At 67.7% G+C, this 20,457-nt stretch carries 23 protein-coding genes and 1 tRNA gene; 14 read left to right on the top strand and 10 right to left on the bottom strand.

The window, feature by feature from the left end:
- The first annotated feature begins 38 nt into the window (after positions 1-38).
- From ABZ193_RS18650 to ABZ193_RS18635, 4 genes are all read left to right on the top strand, one after another.
- Positions 39-545: a MauE/DoxX family redox-associated membrane protein gene (locus ABZ193_RS18650; RefSeq protein WP_020417629.1), complete on the top strand. Its 507-nt coding sequence runs from the start codon at positions 39-41 to the stop codon at positions 543-545.
- A gap of 5 nt (positions 546-550) precedes the next feature.
- Positions 551-1,330 carry a thioredoxin domain-containing protein gene (locus ABZ193_RS18645; protein ID WP_020417630.1) on the top strand — a complete coding sequence of 260 codons (780 nt, stop codon included), beginning with the start codon at positions 551-553 and terminating at the stop codon, positions 1,328-1,330.
- Positions 1,331-1,434: 104 nt separating this feature from the next.
- Positions 1,435-1,507, top strand: a tRNA-Ala gene (locus tag ABZ193_RS18640).
- A gap of 371 nt (positions 1,508-1,878) precedes the next feature.
- Complete coding sequence (locus tag ABZ193_RS18635) at positions 1,879-2,223, top strand: hypothetical protein (RefSeq protein WP_354710799.1); 345 nt, start codon at positions 1,879-1,881, stop codon at positions 2,221-2,223.
- Positions 2,224-2,383: 160 nt separating this feature from the next.
- Here ABZ193_RS18635 and ABZ193_RS18630 read toward each other — a convergent pair whose 3' ends face one another.
- Together ABZ193_RS18630 and ABZ193_RS18625 are read right to left on the bottom strand one after the other, a co-directional pair.
- Positions 2,384-2,899: a DUF5994 family protein gene (locus ABZ193_RS18630; protein WP_354710798.1), complete on the bottom strand. Its 516-nt coding sequence runs from the start codon at positions 2,897-2,899 to the stop codon at positions 2,384-2,386.
- Positions 2,900-3,034: 135 nt separating this feature from the next.
- On the bottom strand, positions 3,035-3,256 hold the full coding sequence (locus ABZ193_RS18625; protein WP_354710797.1) for a hypothetical protein: 222 nt from the start codon (positions 3,254-3,256) through the stop codon (positions 3,035-3,037).
- A 267-nt stretch (positions 3,257-3,523) separates the two neighbouring features.
- Between ABZ193_RS18625 and tcmP the strand changes: the two genes are divergently transcribed.
- Entirely contained in the window at positions 3,524-4,684 is a 1,161-nt protein-coding gene (gene tcmP / locus ABZ193_RS18620; protein ID WP_354710796.1) for a three-Cys-motif partner protein TcmP, read from the top strand.
- On the opposite strand, the gene ABZ193_RS18615 is transcribed toward tcmP, so the two are convergent.
- Positions 4,681-5,430, bottom strand: coding sequence for a phage Gp37/Gp68 family protein (locus tag ABZ193_RS18615; protein WP_354710795.1), 750 nt, complete (start codon positions 5,428-5,430; stop codon positions 4,681-4,683). The genes tcmP and ABZ193_RS18615 overlap by 4 nt on opposite strands.
- A gap of 119 nt (positions 5,431-5,549) precedes the next feature.
- On the opposite strand from ABZ193_RS18615, the gene ABZ193_RS18610 reads away from it, so the two are divergent.
- Positions 5,550-5,867: a hypothetical protein gene (locus ABZ193_RS18610; RefSeq protein WP_354710793.1), complete on the top strand. Its 318-nt coding sequence runs from the start codon at positions 5,550-5,552 to the stop codon at positions 5,865-5,867.
- Between the two features lie 198 nt (positions 5,868-6,065).
- On the opposite strand, the gene ABZ193_RS18605 is transcribed toward ABZ193_RS18610, so the two are convergent.
- From ABZ193_RS18605 to ABZ193_RS18585, 5 genes are all read right to left on the bottom strand, one after another.
- Entirely contained in the window at positions 6,066-6,923 is an 858-nt protein-coding gene (locus tag ABZ193_RS18605) for a hypothetical protein (protein ID WP_354710791.1), read from the bottom strand.
- On the bottom strand, positions 6,920-7,801 hold the full coding sequence (locus ABZ193_RS18600) for a GNAT family N-acetyltransferase (protein WP_354710790.1): 882 nt from the start codon (positions 7,799-7,801) through the stop codon (positions 6,920-6,922). Before ABZ193_RS18600 ends, ABZ193_RS18605 begins: the two co-directional genes overlap by 4 nt.
- Before the next feature lie 67 nt (positions 7,802-7,868).
- Positions 7,869-8,000, bottom strand: a complete 132-nt coding sequence (locus tag ABZ193_RS18595) for a hypothetical protein (protein WP_354710788.1) — start codon at positions 7,998-8,000, stop codon at positions 7,869-7,871.
- Positions 8,001-8,036: 36 nt separating this feature from the next.
- Positions 8,037-9,134: a radical SAM protein gene (locus tag ABZ193_RS18590; RefSeq protein ID WP_354710787.1), complete on the bottom strand. Its 1,098-nt coding sequence runs from the start codon at positions 9,132-9,134 to the stop codon at positions 8,037-8,039.
- An 86-nt stretch (positions 9,135-9,220) separates the two neighbouring features.
- Positions 9,221-9,454, bottom strand: a complete 234-nt coding sequence (locus ABZ193_RS18585; protein ID WP_354710786.1) for a hypothetical protein — start codon at positions 9,452-9,454, stop codon at positions 9,221-9,223.
- Positions 9,455-9,611: 157 nt separating this feature from the next.
- Between ABZ193_RS18585 and ABZ193_RS18580 the strand changes: the two genes are divergently transcribed.
- Together ABZ193_RS18580 and ABZ193_RS18575 are read left to right on the top strand one after the other, a co-directional pair.
- On the top strand, positions 9,612-10,934 hold the full coding sequence (locus ABZ193_RS18580; protein ID WP_354710785.1) for an XRE family transcriptional regulator: 1,323 nt from the start codon (positions 9,612-9,614) through the stop codon (positions 10,932-10,934).
- Positions 10,931-11,821: an aminoglycoside phosphotransferase family protein gene (locus tag ABZ193_RS18575; protein ID WP_354710784.1), complete on the top strand. Its 891-nt coding sequence runs from the start codon at positions 10,931-10,933 to the stop codon at positions 11,819-11,821. Before ABZ193_RS18580 ends, ABZ193_RS18575 begins: the two co-directional genes overlap by 4 nt.
- A 475-nt stretch (positions 11,822-12,296) precedes the next feature.
- Here ABZ193_RS18575 and ABZ193_RS18570 read toward each other — a convergent pair whose 3' ends face one another.
- A complete protein-coding gene (locus ABZ193_RS18570; RefSeq protein WP_354710783.1) occupies positions 12,297-13,049 on the bottom strand; it encodes a helix-turn-helix transcriptional regulator in 753 nt (250 codons plus the stop codon).
- A gap of 379 nt (positions 13,050-13,428) precedes the next feature.
- Here ABZ193_RS18570 and ABZ193_RS18565 point away from each other — a divergent pair, with 379 nt between their 5' ends.
- Positions 13,429-13,704, top strand: a complete 276-nt coding sequence (locus ABZ193_RS18565) for a winged helix-turn-helix domain-containing protein (protein WP_354710782.1) — start codon at positions 13,429-13,431, stop codon at positions 13,702-13,704.
- Positions 13,705-13,963: 259 nt separating this feature from the next.
- A complete protein-coding gene (locus ABZ193_RS18560) occupies positions 13,964-16,231 on the top strand; it encodes a tetratricopeptide repeat protein (RefSeq protein WP_354710781.1) in 2,268 nt (755 codons plus the stop codon).
- Positions 16,232-16,510: 279 nt separating this feature from the next.
- Here the strand turns inward: ABZ193_RS18560 and ABZ193_RS18555 are convergent, their stop codons facing one another.
- On the bottom strand, positions 16,511-17,152 hold the full coding sequence (locus ABZ193_RS18555) for an A24 family peptidase (RefSeq protein ID WP_354710780.1): 642 nt from the start codon (positions 17,150-17,152) through the stop codon (positions 16,511-16,513).
- A 402-nt stretch (positions 17,153-17,554) separates the two neighbouring features.
- On the opposite strand from ABZ193_RS18555, the gene ABZ193_RS18550 reads away from it, so the two are divergent.
- The 4 genes from ABZ193_RS18550 to ABZ193_RS18535 form a co-directional block, all read left to right on the top strand.
- Entirely contained in the window at positions 17,555-17,971 is a 417-nt protein-coding gene (locus ABZ193_RS18550) for a hypothetical protein (RefSeq protein ID WP_354710779.1), read from the top strand.
- Entirely contained in the window at positions 17,965-18,990 is a 1,026-nt protein-coding gene (locus ABZ193_RS18545) for a hypothetical protein (RefSeq protein WP_354710778.1), read from the top strand. Before ABZ193_RS18550 ends, ABZ193_RS18545 begins: the two co-directional genes overlap by 7 nt.
- 97 nt (positions 18,991-19,087) lie before the next feature.
- Positions 19,088-19,795: an SAF domain-containing protein gene (locus ABZ193_RS18540; protein ID WP_354710777.1), complete on the top strand. Its 708-nt coding sequence runs from the start codon at positions 19,088-19,090 to the stop codon at positions 19,793-19,795.
- On the top strand, positions 19,795-20,457 hold a 663-nt coding region (locus ABZ193_RS18535), incomplete at its 3' end, for a carbon monoxide dehydrogenase maturation protein (RefSeq protein WP_354710776.1). The genes ABZ193_RS18540 and ABZ193_RS18535, both read left to right, overlap by 1 nt.

The following is a 20,457-nucleotide window of genomic DNA, read 5'->3' as shown; positions in this document are numbered from 1 at the left end:
CTCACAGGTTTCTCAGGGCAGGCCGCTAGCCTGGGTCCGTGTTCCGCCCGTCCCCCTCCGTGCTCGACGCCGTCGGCACCCTCGTGCGGCTCGGCCTGGCCGCGGTGTGGCTGGTCTCCGGGATCGCCAAGATCAGCGACTCCGGGCAGACGTACCTGGCCGTCAAGGCCTACGACGTCCTGCCCGACGCGCTGCTGCACCCGGTGGCGACCGCGTTGCCGCTGCTGGAGCTGGCCCTCGGCGTCTTCCTGCTGCTCGGGCTCGCCACGCGCTGGGTGGCCGTCGCTTCGGCCGTGCTGCTGGTGGTGTTCATCGCCGGGGTGGCCCAGTCGTGGGCGCGGGGCCTGACCATCGACTGCGGTTGTTTCGGCGGCGGTGGCGAGGTGGCGGCGGGGCAGACCCGGTACCCCCAGGAAATCGCCCGTGACGTGGGCTTCCTGGTCCTGGCCTGCTGGCTGGTCGTGCGCCCGGCGAGCCGGTTCGCGCTGGACGGCTGGCTTCGCGGCGGCGCGCCGCAGGCCGAGCTGGAAGAAGAGAGGATCTGAAGAACGTGGGTGGAGCGGAACGGTCCGCGCGCAAGCGCCGCCAGCAGCAGTCCGCGGCGGCCAGGGCGGTGACCCAGGCCCGCGGTGGTGGCGGCCCCAGCCGGAAGACGATCGTGTCGGTGGTCGCGGTGGTGGTGCTGGCCGCGGTGGTCATCGGCGGGGTGATCTGGACGAACGCGTCGAAGAACGAGACCGAGGGCACGACCATCACGCCCCAGACGGCGGCGGCCGCGCTGGACACCGCGGACGAGCGCCAGGGCGCCACGGTCGTCTCGGGCAAGGCCGACGCCAAGGTCAAGCTCGACATCTGGGCCGACTTCCTGTGCCCCTACTGCGCGCAGCTCCAGCAGAAGTACGGGACGCAGATCGAGGAGCAGATCCAGGCCGGGAACGTGCAGGTCACGTACCACATGATCCCGCTGCTGAACAACCAGTCGGACCCGGCGGGCTACTCGCTGGACTCGGCGAACGCCTCCCTGTGCGCGGCGGACCAGGGCAAGTTCACGCCCTTCCACGACAGCCTGTTCGCCTCCCAGCCGGAGGAGGGCAAGCGTGGCTACGACAAGGCCCAGCTGATCAAACTGGGGCAGGACCTGGGCATCACCGCGCCCGAGTTCGCGACGTGCGTGAACGGCGGCACCTACGACCAGCAGCTCAACGCTGCGCTGGCCGAGGTCTCGAAGGACCCGAACTTCCAGGGCACCCCCACGGTCCTGCACAACGGCCAGGTCATCAACTGGACGCAGGACGGCTGGCTGACGAACCTGGTCAACCAGGCGGGATGAACCGACGCGGGGGGTCGGTCTCGCACGACCGACCCCCCGCGAAACGGCCATCCCGGTGTCATGTAAAGTAGTCGCAGACGAGATGCGGAGTACAACTTCGCTCCGGGGCTATGGCGCAGCTGGTAGCGCACCACACTGGCAGTGTGGGGGTCAGGGGTTCGAGTCCCCTTAGCTCCACAGTCGTCAAGATCGCCCGATCTGCGCATCACCGCAGGTCGGGCGATTTTTTCGTTGCGTCGAACATTCGTCCATTGTGGATCCGACTTCAGTTACTGTTCAGTAACTGGGGCAAAACTGGGGCAGCGGCTGGTTCTGCGGGAAATGGGGTCACGCGAACTCGTGCCGAGCTGTCATCCATACGGGTGGTCTTCCCGAAGGTTCTTCCGGTGGGCGGTGATCCGGCTACACATGGGCTCCGTGTGAGCGTGCCCGGCCCTGCGCACCCGTCGAGCCGGATGATCACGTGGTGCGCGGTGTCCGAGCGAGTGGCGCCGGTGCAGGCGGTTGCGCATCCTGGTCTCACCTGTCGGCGAGGCAAGGGGGACGGCATGAGCACAGGTATCGGTGGTGCGCTTCGAGCTCGGTTCAGCGCAGCGATCATGCTGGGCATTGGCGACGACGATGCCGTTGATTGCGTCGTCGAGCAGGACTTCAGAACGGAGCAGGAAGCTCGCCGGTGGATCGAGCAGACCCTGCCGGTGGCGCGGATGCCGGAGTGGGTCTACCGGCGCCCGCATGGCGCAGCCGGCGCCTTCCTGTTCGCCATCTACCGCGAAGGTTTCCGCGTCCACGATGACGATGGAGGTTCCCACTGGGAGGAGTACCCAAACGACGCGCCCGAGCGCACTGCGGATCTGGTTGATGGTGTTGTGATTTGGTGGCCGGGGGCTTAGCCCCGGTAGTGCTGCAGCGGCGGGCGCATGGCCGCCAGATCGGGTACCTGGTCCGCGGGGCTGAGCCAGCGTGCTACCGCTGCGTTGCCGAACACGGCCAGCGCCGCGGGCGCGTCCAAGACGTGCCAGGCCCCGCAGGATCAGCCGCAGGGTGACGTGTTCATCGAATCCAGCCGCCGTCCATTTCCCATCGTTCGGTGGCGGTGTCGGAGACATCTGCACTGGCGCCACGACTCGTAGCGAGAAGCGTGTCGGGGCTGTCGGCGTTGTCTCGCTGCAAGGCCCGCAGGAGAGTTTCGTGTGCGAAGGCCTCGGGCATGTCGGGCGGCAGGGTGAGCAGGGTCAGGCGTTGCCGGCCCTGACCGGCCACCGTCACGGTGCACCGGGGTTGCGAACGGAATCCCTCCAGCCGGACGGTACGGCCCTCGATCAGGAGGCGGCGGGGAACGGACGTCCACGTGGCCAGGTTGTAGGTGACCCGCTCGATGGATCCTGGCCGCCTCGCCAGGACCGCCAGGAGTCCGGGCAGTTCGGCGGCCAGGTCGCGGGACCGGGGCCACCAGGCGCCGTCGACGTAACCCGCGACGGCTCCCGCCGGCTTCAGCCGCAGACGCGGCGTGTGGTGCGACGGCTCAACGGCGGCTGAGGGCGTGATGAGAGTGGTCGAGCCCGACATGATGCCGATGCTCCCGTCTCCGGCCGTGACACGACCGGGAATTCGTCGAGGACGACCCGAGCTTGGCGACTCGCGTACGAGATGCTCTCGACAAACCAACTCTACACCGATCTGGACCATTTCCAGCTGGCACGCCTAGTGCCGGACGCGGCAAGCGCTGTCCACTCCATCACGACGTGCTCCTCCTCGATATACCATCACAATCGGCTGCCCATCGGGCTTGACACCCGCGGACCGTGAGGGTCGAGCCCTTGGGCAGCAAGACGGGCACCAGCGTGTCACCCCGGCCGGGCCGGTGCACGGCCGGTTGTTGATCACCACGGTGGCGTGCCGGATGTCGTTCGCCGCCAGCTTCATTTCGACATCCGCTGATCGAGTGGTCGGCTCAGCGGCGCCTCCTCCAGCCGCCGATCGACGAGCTGTCGGCCAGGGACACCGGGCTATTGGCCCGAATCAGCGGAGGTGACCAGTCCGCAGGCACTCGAACCCGCCACCGAACGTGGTCATCGGTAATTGCGATTACGCCGTTAGGCGGCTATTCGGGCTGTTTCATGATCAGGGCGGGCCGGGCCGCGCATTATGAAGGTGCGGGCATCTGGAACGGGTTGCGGTTGGAGGTTGTGGGTGTCAAAGGGAACCTCGTCAGGCCTGCTGGATCGGGTTCGCGCGCAGTCCGTGTTCAAGCACGCCATTCTGAACAGCTACATCATCCGCTTCGCGATCATGACCGCGAGCAAGATCCCCGGAAAGCGAGCGGTGTTGCTGGACGGCTTCGCAGGCCGCGGCCGCTATCCCGATCGCACGCCGGCATCCGGTGAGCATCTGCTGATGGCCGCGAGCAAGGCCCGGAACTCGGCGCAGGTCGAGGTGGTGCTTGTTGAGCAGGAGCCCAAGGATTTCGCCGAGCTTGCTGCGCTCACGGATGAGTATCGGGCACGCGGCGTTGCAGCCGAGGCCCTGCCGGGGGATGTGGCGGATCATTTGCCTGCGGTTCTGGAAGCGGCGGAGGGAGTGCCGTTGTTTCTGTTCCTGGATCCATGCGGTGCGAACTTGCCGTTCCAGGTGCTGCAGAAGGCGCTGGCCGGCGCCCGCCGTAAGGCGTGGCCGCGGACGGAAGCGCTGCTCAACATCAGCGCAGATCTCACACGGCGCGCTGCCGGGGTGATCAACAAGCGGCAGCTGGACCACAAGGTCGTCGCGTTGATGGACCGCATGTGTGGTGGGGCGTGGTGGCAGCAGGTCGCGCTGCGAGCGCACGCGACCTCGCCGGACGGCAGCTTCGAAACTGCGGCGGAAGCTGTTGTTGTCGAGTACGCTCGGCGCTTGGCCATGGCCGCCAGGATGAAGCCGGTGGTGGTGCCGGTGCGACGTCAGGTGCACCATCAGCCCGTTTATCACCTGGTGTTTCTCACGCGGGACGAGCATGGGCTGTGGCTGTTCGGCGACGCGCTCGCGGCCGCTCGGGAGAAGTGGCTGCGTGTGCTTGGCCCGAGCGATGAGGACGTGGAGGGCATGCTGTTCAACCCAGTCGAGGGACAGCTCCAGGCCGAACACGACCGTGGGCTGGAACGGCTCAAGCAGAACATCCTTGAGGTTGCCCGGCAGCACGGGCGGGCGAAGCTCGTACAGCACACCCTGATGGTCTTCGATGGCATCTACGGAGAGGTGCCGGAGAAGTTCGTGACCACCGCGGTCCGCAAGCTCGAGGAAGCGGGCCAGTTGCACATCGCGACCAAGGCGCGCAAGGCGCGAGACTGGATTGTTGAGCTTGGTCCGGGCAGTTAACCCAGGACGGCCCGCGGCATTTCGTCCCACTGCCGCCCGTCGAGCTCGCGGCCGAGCGCCTTGGGCGTGCGGCCACCCCACTGCTTGAAGAAGAACGGCACCGACGCCGCCATGCACGCGTCCCGAACCCCGCGGGCCCAGGACAACTGCATCGGTCGGTAATGGGGTCCGGACTCGCCTCCCGCGATCACCCACGATATGCCGTCGAGTCGGAGACCTCGCAGGGGACCGAGGAGAGGTTCACAGGACAGGAACCGCACAGTCGCGGGAACCTCGCGCAAATCGTCCACACGCGACAGAGCGGCAGCGTTCTCGACCGAGACTCCCATCCAGAGATTGGGGGGCCAGTCGAGCTCGGGGGCGAGGCGCCGTAACCGGGTCGAGCGCTTGGTCAGGATCTGGTAGGTGTGTCGAGGCGTCGCGGCGATCACCGAGAAAACCTCGCGCACGAAACTGAGGGGCACCTTGGCGTGGAACAGGTCGCTCATCGAGTTCACGAACACCACGCGCGGGTTGCGCCACCGGTACGGTTCCTGCAGTGCCTGTCGGTGAATGCTCACGCCGAAGCCAGGGCCTGACGTCCGCGGATCGCCGTCGGACTGGTACTTCGGCGATCCCATCGCCTTGAGACGGGCGGCCAGGGCCAGTGCATAGCAGTTGTCACAGCCGCTGGACACGCGGTCGCAGCCAGTTGTGGGGTTCCAGGTCACCTCGGTCCACTCGATTCCCGAGCCCTGCTTGGCCATCACCCACTCCCTCCACTGCTCGTCCCCGACGTGCGCCGCACTGACGGTGACACTGACACGGGCGTCCACGCACAGTAAACTGTGAAACTTAGTTTCTGAGTATAGGAGGTGAGGGCACCGTGGCGAACGAGGCGCTCCGCGGTCGCCGCGGCCCGAAACCCAATCCGGACCGCGGCACCCCGACCGGCTACCGTGTGCCCGAGCGCATCCGTTTCGAGCTGCAGATGGCGGCCACCTTCATCGGCACGACATCCCTGCAGGAGACGATCGCCGTCGCGGTCGAGGAGTTCCTGCAGCGCATGCACCGCATCGACGGATTTCGCCAGGCATTGGAGGCGGCCGAGCGCAGCCAGCAACATCGTCGCGGAGTCACACGCATCCCCCAGACGAGCACCCGAGGCACGGGCACCGACGACAACGCGGCTGGCCGCGAGTAGGCGCCTGAACCGGAGTCAACCCGGCGGCGGGCTCCGGTCGCTGCCAGCGGGCAACTCAGCGCGGGCCCTTCGGCGGGGCCGGAGCATGCCGACGGGATGCGCTCCGCCACCGGGTACTTCGACGCCGTGGCTCACCGAGCGGGCGCTGGGCCGTGCCGTGTCGCACACACGGCAGAGCGAGTTGCCCAGCCGTGGCTCTCAGCCGAAATTCCCCAGGAGAGCCCGGTGCCGCGCCCAGGTTGTTGCGGCGTCGCGCACCCGCAGTTTCCAGGGGCGCGCGTCATTGGCCGCGATCTGTGTCCACAGTGCGGCGTTGACTGCGGTGAAGGTGTCGAGCGCTTGCGGTGTCGCGGTGGTCCAGGTCGGGTTGGTGGCTGCCCACGTCTCGGCGGTGGCCGGGGTGTGGCCTTCGGCGATGAGCCAGAGTGCGGTGCAGGCGGTGTCGATCCAGGGTTCGCCGAGGGTCGGCCAGGTCCAGTCCACGAGGCGTGCCCCGTGCTCGGTGATGATGATGTTGTTCGGGTTGAGGTCGGTGTGCAGCAGGTGGTTCCCGGCGAGCAACACAGGATCGGATCCGGTGTGTGCGGCGGCGTCGGCCCATCGGTCTTCGATTCGTCGGCACCCGGTTGTTGGCGGCTGCAGTTCGGTGAGTTGAGCGAGCATGGCAGCCACGGCCGGGAGGTCGGGCGAGTGGGGTGAGAGGTCGGCTGGATGGCCGTCGAGGTGCTCGAAGCCGAGCACGTGCCATCCGGCGATGTCGATCTCCCAGAGCAGGCGTGGTGCGATCGGGTATGCGTGTCGGTTGATGAAGGCTTCCCGGCGTTGCGCGGCGGCGCGGCCGCTGTGCGTTCCTTTGGCGAAAGCCAGGCCGGTGTCGGTGTGCAGCCGGGCCGCGAACGCGGTGTTGAGTCCGGCGCTGATCGTCTCCGCGCGGTGCACTTGGCCGGCCCGTTCCTGCACGGCTGCTCGCACCGCCGTGGGCAACTGCTCCCACGGGAGCCGTGGCGCGGTGGGGTTCATCGCCTGCGCCGTGGACCAGGTGGAGGTGCGGGTCATGCGCGCACGGTCCTCGCATAGCCGAGTGGCCGCAGCCCTTCGGACAGAAACAGGCGATCGGATGCTCCGTCGACACGTGTCTGGAGCAGTTGGTAATGGGCGCGATGGCGCACGCTCCAGCGCTCGACGGCGCGCCACAGAGCTCGCCCGTGACCATGACCCCGCTGCCCAGGTAGGACCCCGAAGTACTGCGGCAGCAGCATTCGCCGGCCGGAGCGGTCGGGGATGATGGTCAGCGGGCCGATCGCGCCGACTACGCGCTGCCCGGCTTGGGTGACGAGGATGGGACCGTCGCGGTGGCCGGCGTCGCGGCGTTTGTGTAGGAAGCCGAAGCCGTGGTCGGACATCGATGCGGCGAACTCGGCGAAGGTGGCGGCGACCTCAGCGTCGCAGTCGTCCAGTTCGGTCACGGCGGGGCCTGTCGGAGGTTCGGGTGCTGGATGGTTGAAGTCTTTGAGGAGCACGCGGGTGTGGTTCGCGTGGCCGGCGGGGTTGGTGCTGAACCAGATCACGCGCCCGTGTGCGGCTGCGCAGGTGGTGCAGCAGCGGCGGGTCGCCGCCCGTAATGCGTCGAGGTCGGGGGAGTCGCCGTAGACGTAGGTCTTCACCGTGCCACCGCCGCGTCGGGTGAGGACCGGCACGATCGTGCGGTCAGGGCGGTGAACGATCTCGTCAATGAGCACCGTGTCGTCCTTGGTGGGTGACCAGCGGCGGTCCTTGTCGAACGGCAGCGCGACGCCGGCTCGGCTGGCGGTCAGCACCTCGGCGAACACCTCGATGAACACCTCCGGGGTGCACAGATCGGGGTGTGTCGGTCCCAGAACCGGCACATAGGGCACGGTCAGCACGCGGCTCAACCAATCGGCCCGCAATCGCATGCGTTGCAGACTAGGGCGGCGCCGTGGGGCACCGGCGCACGGACACGCCGATGCCCCACTGGGCGGGTCAGTACGGGTTGTCGTCGCCTGCGTTGCAGGAGCACTTCGAGGACTCGACCAGCACATCGAGGTCCTCGACGAACTCCAGCTCATCGGAGTCCGTACGCGGGGGCTGCAGCTCCAGCAGGACAGCGGTCACGGCGATCACCTCCTCTCGGGGGTTTCGGGGCCAGGATCAGTGTTGGCAGTAGGCCGACAACGGGGCCTTGGCCTTGCGGTAGAGCTGCACCAGCGGCATGCACGTGCCGCAGCTGCCTTGGAGCTGGCAACCGGTGCAGCCGCCTTGGCGGAGCAGCAGCGAGTCGGCGATACCGCCGAGCCGGGTCAGACCGTCGACGCCCTCCTCCATGAGAGGGATCTGCGGATCGCGGCCGACCTTGCAGATGCTCGCCATGCCATGCGGGTCGACGTGGAAGAAGGTATGCCCGGCCGAGCAGCCGGTGAAGGGTTTACGCTTGCGCAGGTACGCCTGCGACTGGGCGGGCAGGGACTCGGCGCCGCCGTAGATCGTCGGCGACATGTTGGAGAACACGTGGTGGGGCAGGTCGAAGCGCTCGGCCAGGGCTTTCATGGCGTCGACTTCGTGGGCGTTGGTGTTGGTGACGATCAGGTTGAGGTTCATCGGCAGCCGGGCCTCGTGGGCGGCGGTGAGGCCGCGCAGGAACTTGTCGAACGAGCCACGGCGGCGGGTCAGCCCGTCGTAGCTCTCGGCGGTCGCGCCGTAGACGCTGATCGTCAGCCGGTACGGGCGCAGCATGGTCAGCAGGTCGAGGATGGCGGGGTTGTGCAGCCGGGAGCCGTTGGTGGAGATCGACAGCATCATCCCCAGCTTGAACGCGCACCGGTACACGTCGGGGAACCGCTTGTCGATCAGCGGCTCGCCGCCGGTCAGCTGCAGCCACAGCACCCCGGCGTCGCGCATGATGTGCAGCAGCCGCTCCCGATCCGGCCAGGACAGGCCCTCGAACTTCTTCAGCCCGAGGTAGCAGTGCTCGCAGTCGTAGTTGCAGCCCAGATTCAGCTCATACGACGCCCGCCCGTAGCCGTAGGGGGAGACCGGACGAACCAGCACTGCCTCGCCGACCAACCGGCCGGTGAGGTCGAGGTCGGGCCATCGGCGCCGGACGGCGCCGATCAGCCACTGGGGGCATCGGCCGGTGCTGGACTGTTCCAGCTCGCGGTGGCGCCGGGGACCGATCTTGATCCCGCTGGGACTGCCCGGCCGCAGCAGGAGAAAGTCCTCGAGGAACTGGCTGGCGATCAAGTCATGCACGGGAACTCCTCGGAGTGTCGGCGAGAACGGAGTTGGTCGCCCGTGCCTGCGCGGGGAGGGGGCACAGTCGCGCGGGCACGGGCAGCTCAAGCGTGAGCACGGGAGGACGGCCGAGTGCTCGCCTGCTCGATCCGCCCGGCCTCGTCCTCGAGGTAGGTCCCGACGTCGCGGAAGATCCCAGCCATCTCGCGCAACTCATGCGCCGGCAGGTGGCCGTGAACGTCCTGGAACTCCAGCATCCGGCGCGTCGCGCCGCCCATACCCGCGTTGATCCGCATGAGATTTCCCAGGACGTCGAACTCTCGCTTGACCTCGCTCACAAACCCAGCATCGCGGCAGCTCACGGGCCTGTACAGCCCAGATAGCAGGTAGGTCAAGGGGATGATGAGGGGATGATTGCTAGGACGTTCCCGGCTACCGGGCGGTTACGAACAGTGTCAGACTGAGCACGAACCCGCCGTCCGCTCGGAGCGCCGAATGACCATCGAGCCGAACGACCGCCTCAAGCGTGCCCGCGAGCGCGTCGAGTCGCCCAACGCCACAGGTCAACCCCTCAGCCGGCAAGAACTCGCCGAGCTGGTCAACGCCTGGATCCGCACCCACAAGGGTCGCCGCGACGACCTCAACGCCAACTACATCGGCAAGCTGGAGACCGGCCGCATCCGCTGGCCGCAGGACCCCATCCGCAGGGAAGCGTTTCGTGCCGTGCTCGGAGCGGCCTCGGATGCCGACCTCGGGTTCCAGCGCCCGCGCCGTTCGCGTTCTACCGTGGCCGACGTGGACCGACAGCAGTTCCTTCGCGCAGCAATAGGCGTGACCGCCGGTGCCGCGATTGCCAGGTCGCCCCTGGCCGATCTCCTCGCTCCCAGCGAGCGAACACCTGTCCCCGCCAGCATCGGCATGGACCACGTCCGGGAGGTCCGGACCGCGGCCTCCGCGTTCGGGTCCTGGGATGCCACCTACGGCGGCGGTCTCGTCCGCGAGGCCGTGACGGCGCAGCTGATCCATTGCGCGGAACTGCTCAACGCCCGCAGCTCACCTGCCGTGCGGCGGAACATGCTGTCGGCGGTCGGCTATCTCGCACACGTCACCGCGTTCATGGCCTTCGACGCCTACGCCCACGACGATGCCCGCCGCATGTTCGACTTCGCCCTCTCGTGCGCGGAAAAGGCCGGGGACTGGCACCTGCGCGCCAAGGTGCTCTCCTCGATGGCCCGCCAGGCGATCTGGTGCGGTGACGCCGACGGTGGACTGACCTACACCGAACTGGCCCTCGTGCGAGCGGACCGCCTCACCGCAACCGAGCAGGCGATGCTGCACACCGCCCGCGCCCGCGCCCTGGCCAAACTCGGCCGGGTCGAGGAAACCGCTGCCGCCGTGGGCGTCGCCGACGACGCGTTCAGCCGCAGCCAACCCGACAACGACCCGCCATGGATGGCCTACTACGACGCCGCCCAGCACGCCGGAGACACCGGACACGCCCTCTGGGACACCGCGATGCATGGCCATTTCAGGAGCGAGGCCCGCTGTCGCCTCGCCGCGGCCGTCGCCGGCCACGACGCCGGACACGCCCGGTCACGTGCGATCTCCCAGATCAAGCTGGCATCTCTCGTGATGGTCACCGGTGACCCGGCCGAAGCGGCGGCGCTCGGGACACAGGCGCTGGACTGGTCCGGCCCGATCAAATCCCGCCGAGCCGCGGACGACCTGCGAGACCTGCGCAGACTGGCGCGGGACCACGATCGGGAGAACGGCGTGGCAGAACTGGTGCACCGCATCGGCGGAGCGGTGGCGCGGTGAGCCGCGAGGACACCAGCCGTGCCGTGCTCGGCCAGGCAGCCCGTCTGGCCGGGCTTGACGCATCCGGCGCTACCCTCATCCGCCTGGGGGAGAACGACCTGTGGCGGCTTCCGGGCGGCCTGGTCGCCCGCATCGCTCGTGCTGGGCAGGACGCCGCGGCTGCCAAGGAGGTCGCGGTCGCTCGATGGCTGGAGGACGGCGGCGTCGACGCGGTGCGCGTGATCCGTGACATCGACCAGCCGGTGCACGCCGAGGGACTTCCGGTGACGTTCTGGCACGAGCTGCCACCTCACGAGCGAGGAACCGTGGCCGACGTGGCCGCAGCCCTGCGCCAGGTGCACAAGCTGGACCCGCCGACCGGGTTCACACTGCCGGAACTTGCGCCGTTCGTGCGGCTGGCCGAACGCATCGACAGGGCGGCCACGCTCACCGGCCCCGATCGGACATGGCTGGCCGAGCAACTCACGGCCCTGCAGGACCGGTACGCCGCCCTTCCCTTCGGCTTACCCCGCGGCGTCCTGCATGGTGACGCGTGGCGCGGCAACATCGCCCGCACCGCGGACGGCCGGGTGATCCTGCTTGACTTCGAGCGCACCGCGATCGGCCCGCCGGAGTGGGATCTCGTCTCCACGGCCGTGTCCCGCGTCACCACCGGCTGGCTCCCCGAAGCGGAGTGGACTGCCTACTGCAGCGCCTACGGCCACGACGTCACCAACTGGCCGGGCTTCAACGTCCTGAGAGACATCCGCGAGTTGCGCATGACACTAATGGCCTGTCAGCTCGCCAGCGAGGACCCGCGCTACCAGGAGCAGGCCGCGCATCGGCTGGCCTGCATCCGGGGCGAGCGTGGGCCACGACCATGGGCTGGGTGGGCAGCCGTCCCCTGACACACGTCCGAAGCAGCACGTGCCGGGACCTGCACGTCCCGGCGTGAGCTGCTGGCCAGCCGGAACCGTCTTGGCGGCGCGATGGGCCTGCATGGCGATCTCATTGACGAACCATGACTAGCGGCGCAGCCCGTTGCCGTGTGCGAGCAGCCACTCGTCGGTGCAGCGCTGCCGAACTGTGCTCGGACGGTGCGTTGCATCATGGTTAGAGCGACCAAGGAGCAACAGGTCAAACACGTCGTGCGCGGACGACCGTGCATCGGCGACCGATCGGCGTGAGCTCGGACGTCTCTATGTGGACAGGTTCACGGCAGAGGAGAAGGTCCTCGGATAAGCAGGGATCCGGGGCGGCTCTGGCAGCCGCCGCCAGGGCTGTGAACGCCAACGGGGCCACCTTCCTCAACGAGGGATCCGGCATGACCTTCGTGTGGCCGGGGTACCGAGGGCAAGGTGGCCGGTGTTGCGCTCGTTCCGCTTAGCTCTTCGCATGCATCAGGGTGCGAAGAGCCTTCTCGAGATGATCGCGAGTCTGCTCCAGGGTTAACGCAACGGTGTCCAATTCGGTCAGTAGCGTCCGGTACCGTGCGACGACCTCCGGATAGGTCAGGTAGGTCGCTGTGTCGAGATGCTTGAGGTAGACGACGCCGTGGCCACCTTCGCGGTCGTACAGCACGAATGCACCATGCTGACCATCGTGCCAATCGAGTCTGTCCGGAACGACTCGCAGTTCGACGTTCTCCTGATCGACAGCCGAAAGCAGCCGTTCGATTTGCTCGGCCATGACGTCATCGCCGCCTACCCGTGATGCCAGCGCCGACATTCCGAGAAACACCTTGTACTGTTTTGCCCTGTTCTGGAACATCAAGCTCTGCCGTCCAAGTTTCAACGCCACGTCCTGCGCAGGGTTCCTCGGCTCGGTACGGCGGGCATATCTCGCGGTTTGCAGAAGGTCGGGAACTCGCAGCGGTGACCATTCCGCGACCATGGTTGCTTCTGACTCGACTTCGAGGACCTCGGTCACTTGATCGGAGACGCCGAACAAGCCCATGGCGCCGCGATGCGCGCTGACCCACCGGGTGACCTGCAGCAGATCCTCACGTGCACGGTCAGTTAGGCCGAGGGCGTCGGCGAAGGCCGATGCCTGGTCCTCTGAGGGGACAAGCGAGCCGTCGAGCCACCGGCTCAGCGTTGTGTGTGCCACGCCGAGGCCTTTCGCGATCGCCCGCATGCTCGTTTGCGGAGAGCGGGTAGACCAGTGGGCCCGAAGGAGCCGCGCCAAGGGCTGATCTCCGCTCGCAGGTATGCCTCCGCCGTGACTCGACATGAAGTGAAGAGTACAGACGAAGATCTCTTCCTGCGAACGACCCGGTTGGGCTATTGCTGCTCCGTATCGACGTAATGCACGGTCAATAGTGGTGCGGGGATCGGGGCCGCCTGCACCAGCATTAGGGAAGAGGAGTCATGTGGCGTTCAGAATTGTTTGCCCAGTCGTTGTCCAAGCTTGTTGGCCGGACCAAGCAGCCCGGTTGTCGTCATGCGAAGCCAAGACGAGAGAAGGTCGTCCTCGACGAAAAGAATGGCTGGGGGCGAGTTCGTGGAGTTCGGCGATGACCGAACGAGTCCGCGAACCCTACTATCGCTATCTCGCCGCTTTTGATGCGATCAAGTCACGTATCGAAGCCGGGGAGCTGCCGCCGAATGCGCCGCTTCCGGCTGAGCGGCGTCTCGCACAGGAACTCGGCTTCGCCATCGGCACGGTTCGGCATGCGACTCGGCTTCTTCGAGAGCGTGGCTTCGTCGTGACCGTCCGGTCGAAGGGAACGTTCGTTGCACCCGACGTTGGTCCATCGGATGGGGGTGAGAATGATGCAAATCAGGAATAGGGAGTTCTTCTGCTGACGCCCTGAGTAGTTTTACTCAGGATTCCGAGGTCTTTTTACTTATCGTCCCTCACCCATCAGGGTTAACTGGGTTTCGGTCGGTTGCATGCAGTCAACTGATGAAGGTATGCAAGTGATGTTGCTGCGGAAGTGTCGATGCTGCTGTAAGACCAGGTCCCCAACGGTCACCGGGCATGGCGCAGTACGTATCTGAAGGGTCTGTGCCCGTGTTGCGGTGCGGAGCCCGCTGGTCGGGGGGAACGTGAGGTCGATCAACAGCTTCGCGGCGGCCGTTCATCGTTGGCGGCGCGAGCGCGGTATGTCGTTGGGCGAGGTCGCAGTGCGGGCGGGCTACAGCGTGAGCTACCTGTCGAAGATGCTGCACGGCCATCGCCGCCTTCTGCCCTCGGTCGTCGCACGCATCGACGACGCACTCGGTGCGGCCGGCGAGCTCGAACGGATCGCGCGCGACCAAGAGCTGTCGCAGCGGCCCCCGATCCGGCCGATGCAATTGCCTTCGGGTGCTGCCGACTTCGTCGGTCGCGAAGCATACCTGCATCAACTCGACACTGCCCTGATCACGAGGGCTCGGCCAGGGGCCGCGGTCACCATCGTCATCGAGGGCGGATTCTGGGTGGGTAAGACCGAACTGGCGCTGCAATGGGCCGCTCGCGTCCAGTCACGCTTTCCTGGTGGCTGCCTCTTCGCCGACATGCGCGGCTTGGCTCCCGGGGTGGCCGCTGACCCTGACGAGGTGCTGGACGCCTTCTTGCATGCGCTCGGTGCGCCGCCGGACGCCCTGCGCGGCTCCACCGGTGACCGCGCGGCCCATTACCGGTCGCTGTTGGCGCAGCGACCTGCGCTCGTCGTGTTGGACAACATCGCGAGTTATGACCAGGTGCACCACCTGCTCCCGGGAGCCGGTAGCGCGGTGGTGCTGACCAGTAGGGAACACCAGTCCGCCCTCCTGCTGCGCAGCGGCGGCCTGCACATCGAGCTGCCACCGCTGTCGCGCGAGGAGGCGCTGACGCTGCTGAGGCGCCGGGTCGGCGAAGCACGCGTCGACGTCGAAGTCTCTGCCGCCGAGGCGTTGATCGAGAGGTGTGGCAGGCTCCCGATGGCCGTCCTCATCGCTGCGGAACACATCCAGCAACATCACCGCGGCTCGTTGGCGACTCTCGCCGGTGAACTGGCGGTCGAAGCGCGTAGGCTCGATCTGTTCGCCTCGACGGAGCCCGCGGTCAACATCCACGGCGTCATTGACCTGTCGTATCTTGCCCTCCCGTTGCGGGCCCGGCGAGTGTTCAGGTTGACGGGAATCAGCCCGGCCCCGCTCATCAGTGCGGAATCCACAGCTGCGCTCACCGTGCTGTCCCGGGACGCGTCGCGTGAGGATCTGGATCTGCTACGCGATGCACACCTGCTCGAAGACGTTCAGGGAGGCCGGTTTCGGATGAACGACCTCCTGCACGCCTACGCGCATCAACGCGCGGTCGTCGAGGAGTCTCTCGCGGAGGTGGAGCGAGCGCACGATCGCGTGTTGCGCTGGTACACCGCGACGGCTTGGCACGCTGCCAACGCGTTGGCCCCGCAGTGGTCGGGGATGGCGTTGGCTCCGGACGCCGGTCGCGAGATCGAGCCGCTGACCTTCGAGGACAGCGGTTATGAAGGTGCGATCGCTTGGTGTGACGCGGAAGCGGAAACAGCGATCCACGTGGCCAGGCAGGCGAAGAGCCACGTCGCGCGAGATGCGGTGTGGATGTTGCCGACCCTGTTTCTGCCGTACTTCTACATCACCAAGCAGTGGGGCAACTGGCTGACGGCGGCGACCGACAGCCTGGCCGCGGCACGCCGGTCAGGGAGTCGCCGAGGAATGGCCTGGTGTCTACACAGCCTCGGCTGGGCCCAGCACGAACTCGGTCGTACTGACGAAGCGTTGCACAACCTTCGCGACGCTCTCCGGTTGCGCAACGAACTCGGTGATGACGACCGCGTGCGAGGCTGGACGCTCTTCGCCCTGGGTACCGCCTGTCTCGGTGCGGGTGAGCGCGAGGAAGCGCGCCGGCACCTCGACGAGGCTGACCAGCTCTTCGCTGGATTGGCCTTCTCGTTCGGAAGGGCGTTCACCTGCGCCTCTCTTGCTCATGTACACCAGGCCTTCGGTGACGTCACTGCCGCGACTCAAGCCGCGCTGGATGCCCTCACGTATGCCCAGGAGGTCCCAGCCGTGCCGGTGCTCAGCCTGGCACATCACCAGTACGGCCTCTTGTTGCTGGAACAACGGCACTACAGGACCGCATTGAGCCACTTCGATGCGGCGCTGAGGCTTCGACGGGCAAGTCGTGAGCGATGGGGCGAAGCTGACACCCTCATCGCGCGCGCCGACGCCCTGTCAAAGTCGGGCAACCTACCCGCGGCCCGCGTGTCGTATCACGAGGCCGCCGAGATCCTGGAGGCGCTTCACGATCCTCGCGCCCTCGACATCCGGACCCGGATCGCCAAACTCAACGCTGATCTCGACGACGCGTAAAGGCGCGCGGAGTAACTGCCAGATGAAAACTCTTGTCGTTTTGACAAGATGAGCACAGAATCGTCACCGGACGGAGGACAGAACTGTCCTCTGGGAACTGTTCCGTACCGCTCCTGGGTGCGACATAGTCGGCCCATGCGAGATCAACCTTTCGGGTTCACCGATTCAGCCGGGGGATCGATGACGCTGAAAGGTTTCGCGAGCCGGGCAGTGTCGTGCCCCCAGACTCCGAAGACAGTTGCTGGGCCGGTCATTCCCGTGATCGAAACGACAACGCGACTATCCGGCAACCATGAGCACAGCCAGCATTCCGCCGATGAGGCAGGGGCCGAACGGCACGACAGCCGTCCCTCGCTCATCTCGTGTCCGTGTTCGCGGAACGACGGCAAGAAGCAGGGCCAGGACGGAGGCCACGAGCAATGCGGCGGCGACGGTGGGCCAACCGGACCAACCTGTCAGGAGGCCGACCACGGCGGCGAGCCTGACGTCCCCAGCGCCGATTCCGCCTCCGGTAGCCACGGCCAGCACCAGACAGAATCCGGCTGAAGCCAGCAACGCCCAGAGCGCCCGAAGGCCGGGGGCGGGATCAGCGCGGATCAACGACAGAGCCGCGAATCCCACCGCGGCGCCGACCAATTGGGGCAAGACCAACGCCCGGGGTAACCGATGTTCGCACCAGTCGATCACTGCCAACGGCACTCCCAGCACGGCCACAACGCCGTACACGTAAACCTCACCACGGGTGCCGACTCGCCAACTGAGGAGCGCCAACACGGCCGCGGTGAGCACGGCGCCGAACCAGCGCGACCTGGCGACGGTGCCGCCCGTGAGCAGGAAGCGGCGAGTGAGGCCAACGGTTCCGGTGCCGAGCAGGGCGCCCGCAGCCGCCCAGCCTGCGGGCCACCACCAGTCGGCAGCCATGCTCTGCTCCAGGTCGCTTGTCAGGGCGTGAGTCTCCTGTCGGTCATCGTGCCAGCCCAGCGGCACCACGACCCGAACAACAGCGTGGAATGTGGTGGTACTTCGGGCAGTGTCCGCCCAATGGGTGAACTTCGCGTCAAACAGGCGGAGTCGATCCCCGGTGCGGCGAAGGTCGGATTGGACAAGAACGGTGAGCGCCCTCTGCCAGCGGCTTGCGCTCACCATCGAGAGTCGAGGCCGTGGGGGAACGCAATGGGAATACACCGTCGTCAGACGCTCGCCGGTATCGCGTGCGTCGCGTTCACTGTGGCCGGGTGCAGTTCCGGCGAGAGCGCGAACGTCGCCGAGCCGACTCGGGCACCCGCACCGTCCTCCGCCGCCAGTTCCAGCTCGACTTCGCCCGTGGAAACCGCGCAGCAGAAGGCGGTGGACTCCTACCTGCGCATGTGGGAGGACGTCGCAGCCGTGGCGACTACCTCCGACTGGCAGTCGCCGAGGCTGGCTGACCACGCCACCGGCGACGCGTTGACGGTGCTGTCCCGGCAGATGTACGCCGATCATTACAACGGGCTTGTCACGAAAGGAAAGCCGGTCAACAACCCGGTGGTCCAGTCCGTCGAGCCGCCGGACGCGCCCACCACGGTCCTGATCCGCGATTGCTCGGACGGCAGCAACTGGTTGAAGTACCGCGCCGACAACGGGCAGCTCGCTGATGACGAGCCGGGCGGGAAGCACCTGATCAATGCCGAGGTGAAGCTCGCTGTGGACGGCTCCTGGCGGGTGACCCGGTTCGCCGTCGAGGGGACGGGGACATGCTGACCGGCAGACGCGTCGGCGTCACCACCGTTCTGGTCTCCATTGCAATCTTCGCCAGCGCCGCGCCGGCGATCGCGGGTGACTGGTACGGCGACGTCGACTGCGGTCAGAACCCGTATCCCGGGTGCGAACTGGGAGCCGGCAGCCGCGACAACAGCGCACCCCAGCGCCGCCCGACCACAGCGCCCTATCCGGACACGCAACAGGCCCAGGGGCGCAGCCCTGGCGAGAAGGCGCCGCCCCCAGGCGACCGCATCCTCGGCGGCGACCCCGACTTGGCGAACTGTTCCTACATCCGGAGCGACTACCAGCCGCCATCCAACGGCGTGGCCACCGTGGGCCATCGGCCGCGTCCCTCCGGTGGCACGAACGTGTATCTCGTCTCGCGCATCGCCGACTACTCGAACGGTGTGGTGCTGGCGCAGGCGCCGGGGGAGAGCGGTGCGTGGTACGTCTACCAGTGCTCGGGCCAGGGCGGGCGAGATGCGCTGTATCGCGCTCCAGTGTGGATTCCGGACGGGACGGCGCCCGGGGCCGTGGCGTTGCCGTCGCCGGAGGAGTTGGCGGAGCAGGCTCGTTCGCAGTTGCGGTTGCCCAGCCCGGTGATCGCCTCGAATCCTGCGGGCACGCAGCTGGTCCATTTGCCCACGTGGTTGTGGGTGGACCCGGCGGTGTGGCAACCGCGGTCGGCGACAGCGTCGGTGCCTGGGGTGTCGGTCACGGCGACGGCGACGCCGACGTCGGTGTCGTGGTCGATGGGTGACGGCGGCACGCTGACGTGTACCGGGCCAGGAAGTCCCTTCCCCGCGGGTGGCGACCCGCACGCCGCGTCGCCGGACTGTGGGCACACCTACCAGCGGTCGTCGGCGTCGGCGCCCGCGGAGCGGTTTCCGGTCGCGGCGACGGTGCACTGGCGCGTGACATGGTCCGGCGCTGGAGCGTCGGGCACGTTTCCGGACATGACCACGAGTGGTGCGGCGTCGTTCCGGGTCGCCGAAGCCCAAGCGCTGGGAACCGGATAACTCTCGCGATTCGATACAACCGAACCCTGTGCCTTTTCTGACTGCGTATTCCCCGGATGAATGCGCGGTTGGGCGAGCTTTGCCTGGAGGACCTACCGTGACCAGCACCGACACGCCCCAAAGCCGTGTTCATGACACTTCTGCCGGGTCGGCGGGACGATGGCTGAATTCCGCTGGGTCCCCGTCGGCGCCGCCTCGCCGGTCTCGCCGTCGGCTGCCGCACCTGGTGCTCGGTCTGCTGCTGGTCGTGATGTGCGTCGGCGGCGCCTTGTGGTGGACCGCTGGCAGCGGGGACCGCGTGCCGGTGCTGGTGGTCGCGCGCCCGGTCACCGTGGGCCAGGTCCTGACGTCGGCGGATCTCCGTAGCGTCGAGGTGGCGGTGCCGTCGGGTGTGGCGACCATGCCCGCAGAACAGGTGTCGGGGGTGTTGGGGCGTCCGATGGCGACCAGCCTCGCGCCTGGCGCGCTGCTGACCCCGGACAGCGTCGGCGGTGCCGCGATCCCCGCACTCGGCCGGGCGGTGGCGGCGGTCGCGGTGAAGCCTGGCCAGTTTCCACCCGAGCTCGCCCCCGGTGCGCCGGTGACGGTCGTCGTCACCGCCGACACCACGGTGGCCGCGGTCGGCAGTGACGGGCAGGGACAGGGCGCGTCCTGGCGGGCCACGGTCATCGGGGTCTCGCCCGCCGGCACCGATCAGGCCACGGTGGTGTCCCTGGAGCTGGAGAGCACCGCGGCTACGCAGTTGGCCCAGGTCCCGGCTGGGCAGCTTGCTCTGGTGATGCAGCCGTCGGGAGGGACGCGCTGATGCTCATCGCTCTCGCCAGCCTGAAAGGCTCGCCCGGGGTGACGACCCTGGCGGTGGCACTGGCCATGCAGTGGCCTGAGGCCGCGCACGTGCGGCGCCTGGTGGCCGAGGTGGACCCGAGCGGGGGAGACCTGGCGATGCGGTTCGGGCTGCCCACGACTCCGGGCCTGGTCAGTCTCGCCGCGGCGGCGCGCCGCACTCGCGACTCCGCGATGGTGTGGGAGCACACCCAGGTCCTGCCCGGGGGTGCTCGTGTGTTGCCGGCTCCGCCGGGCGGGGTGCACGCCCGGGCCGCCTTGACCACGCTGACCGCGGCGCCGGACGGGCCCGTTCTGGACGCGACCGCCCGTGAGCCCGGCGTACTGGTGCTGGCTGATTGCGGGCGGATCGATCCCGGCTCTCCGGCGGAGGCCCTCGCGCGGCGCGCGGATGCGCTGGTGCTGGTCACCGGCACCCACGGGGACGATCTCGCGCATGTCGCCACGCGGCTGTCCGCGCTGTCGCGCTGGACGTCGCGGCCGGGGCTGCTGCTGACCGGGCAGGGCTACCCGACCCGCGACATCGAGCGCGAGCTGGGCGTGCCGACGATCGGCCGGATCCCGCACGATCCGGCCACTGCGGCGGCGCTGGCCGGGCACCGCCCACCCGGCCGACGCCGCAGC

Source organism: Amycolatopsis sp. NPDC006125 (assembly GCF_040614195.1).
In the GTDB taxonomy this organism is placed as follows: Bacteria; Actinomycetota; Actinomycetes; order Mycobacteriales; family Pseudonocardiaceae; genus Amycolatopsis_E; species Amycolatopsis_E tucumanensis.
The sequence above is the reverse complement of the archived record's forward strand: the minus strand, read 5'-3'. Positions and strand labels throughout refer to the sequence as shown.

Coding starts and splice junctions, on each gene's coding strand:
- ABZ193_RS18635 (WP_354710799.1), top strand. CDS start 1,879: ATGAGCACAGGTATCGGTGGTGCGCTTCGAGCTCGGTTCAGCGCAGCG.
- ABZ193_RS18630 (WP_354710798.1), bottom strand. CDS start 2,899: ATGTCGGGCTCGACCACTCTCATCACGCCCTCAGCCGCCGTTGAGCCG.
- ABZ193_RS18625 (WP_354710797.1), bottom strand. CDS start 3,256: ATGAAGCTGGCGGCGAACGACATCCGGCACGCCACCGTGGTGATCAAC.
- ABZ193_RS18615 (WP_354710795.1), bottom strand. CDS start 5,430: ATGGCCAAGCAGGGCTCGGGAATCGAGTGGACCGAGGTGACCTGGAAC.
- ABZ193_RS18605 (WP_354710791.1), bottom strand. CDS start 6,923: ATGACCCGCACCTCCACCTGGTCCACGGCGCAGGCGATGAACCCCACC.
- ABZ193_RS18600 (WP_354710790.1), bottom strand. CDS start 7,801: ATGCGATTGCGGGCCGATTGGTTGAGCCGCGTGCTGACCGTGCCCTAT.
- ABZ193_RS18580 (WP_354710785.1), top strand. CDS start 9,612: ATGACCATCGAGCCGAACGACCGCCTCAAGCGTGCCCGCGAGCGCGTC.
- ABZ193_RS18570 (WP_354710783.1), bottom strand. CDS start 13,049: ATGCGGGCGATCGCGAAAGGCCTCGGCGTGGCACACACAACGCTGAGC.
- ABZ193_RS18565 (WP_354710782.1), top strand. CDS start 13,429: ATGACCGAACGAGTCCGCGAACCCTACTATCGCTATCTCGCCGCTTTT.
- ABZ193_RS18555 (WP_354710780.1), bottom strand. CDS start 17,152: ATGGCTGCCGACTGGTGGTGGCCCGCAGGCTGGGCGGCTGCGGGCGCC.
- ABZ193_RS18545 (WP_354710778.1), top strand. CDS start 17,965: ATGCTGACCGGCAGACGCGTCGGCGTCACCACCGTTCTGGTCTCCATT.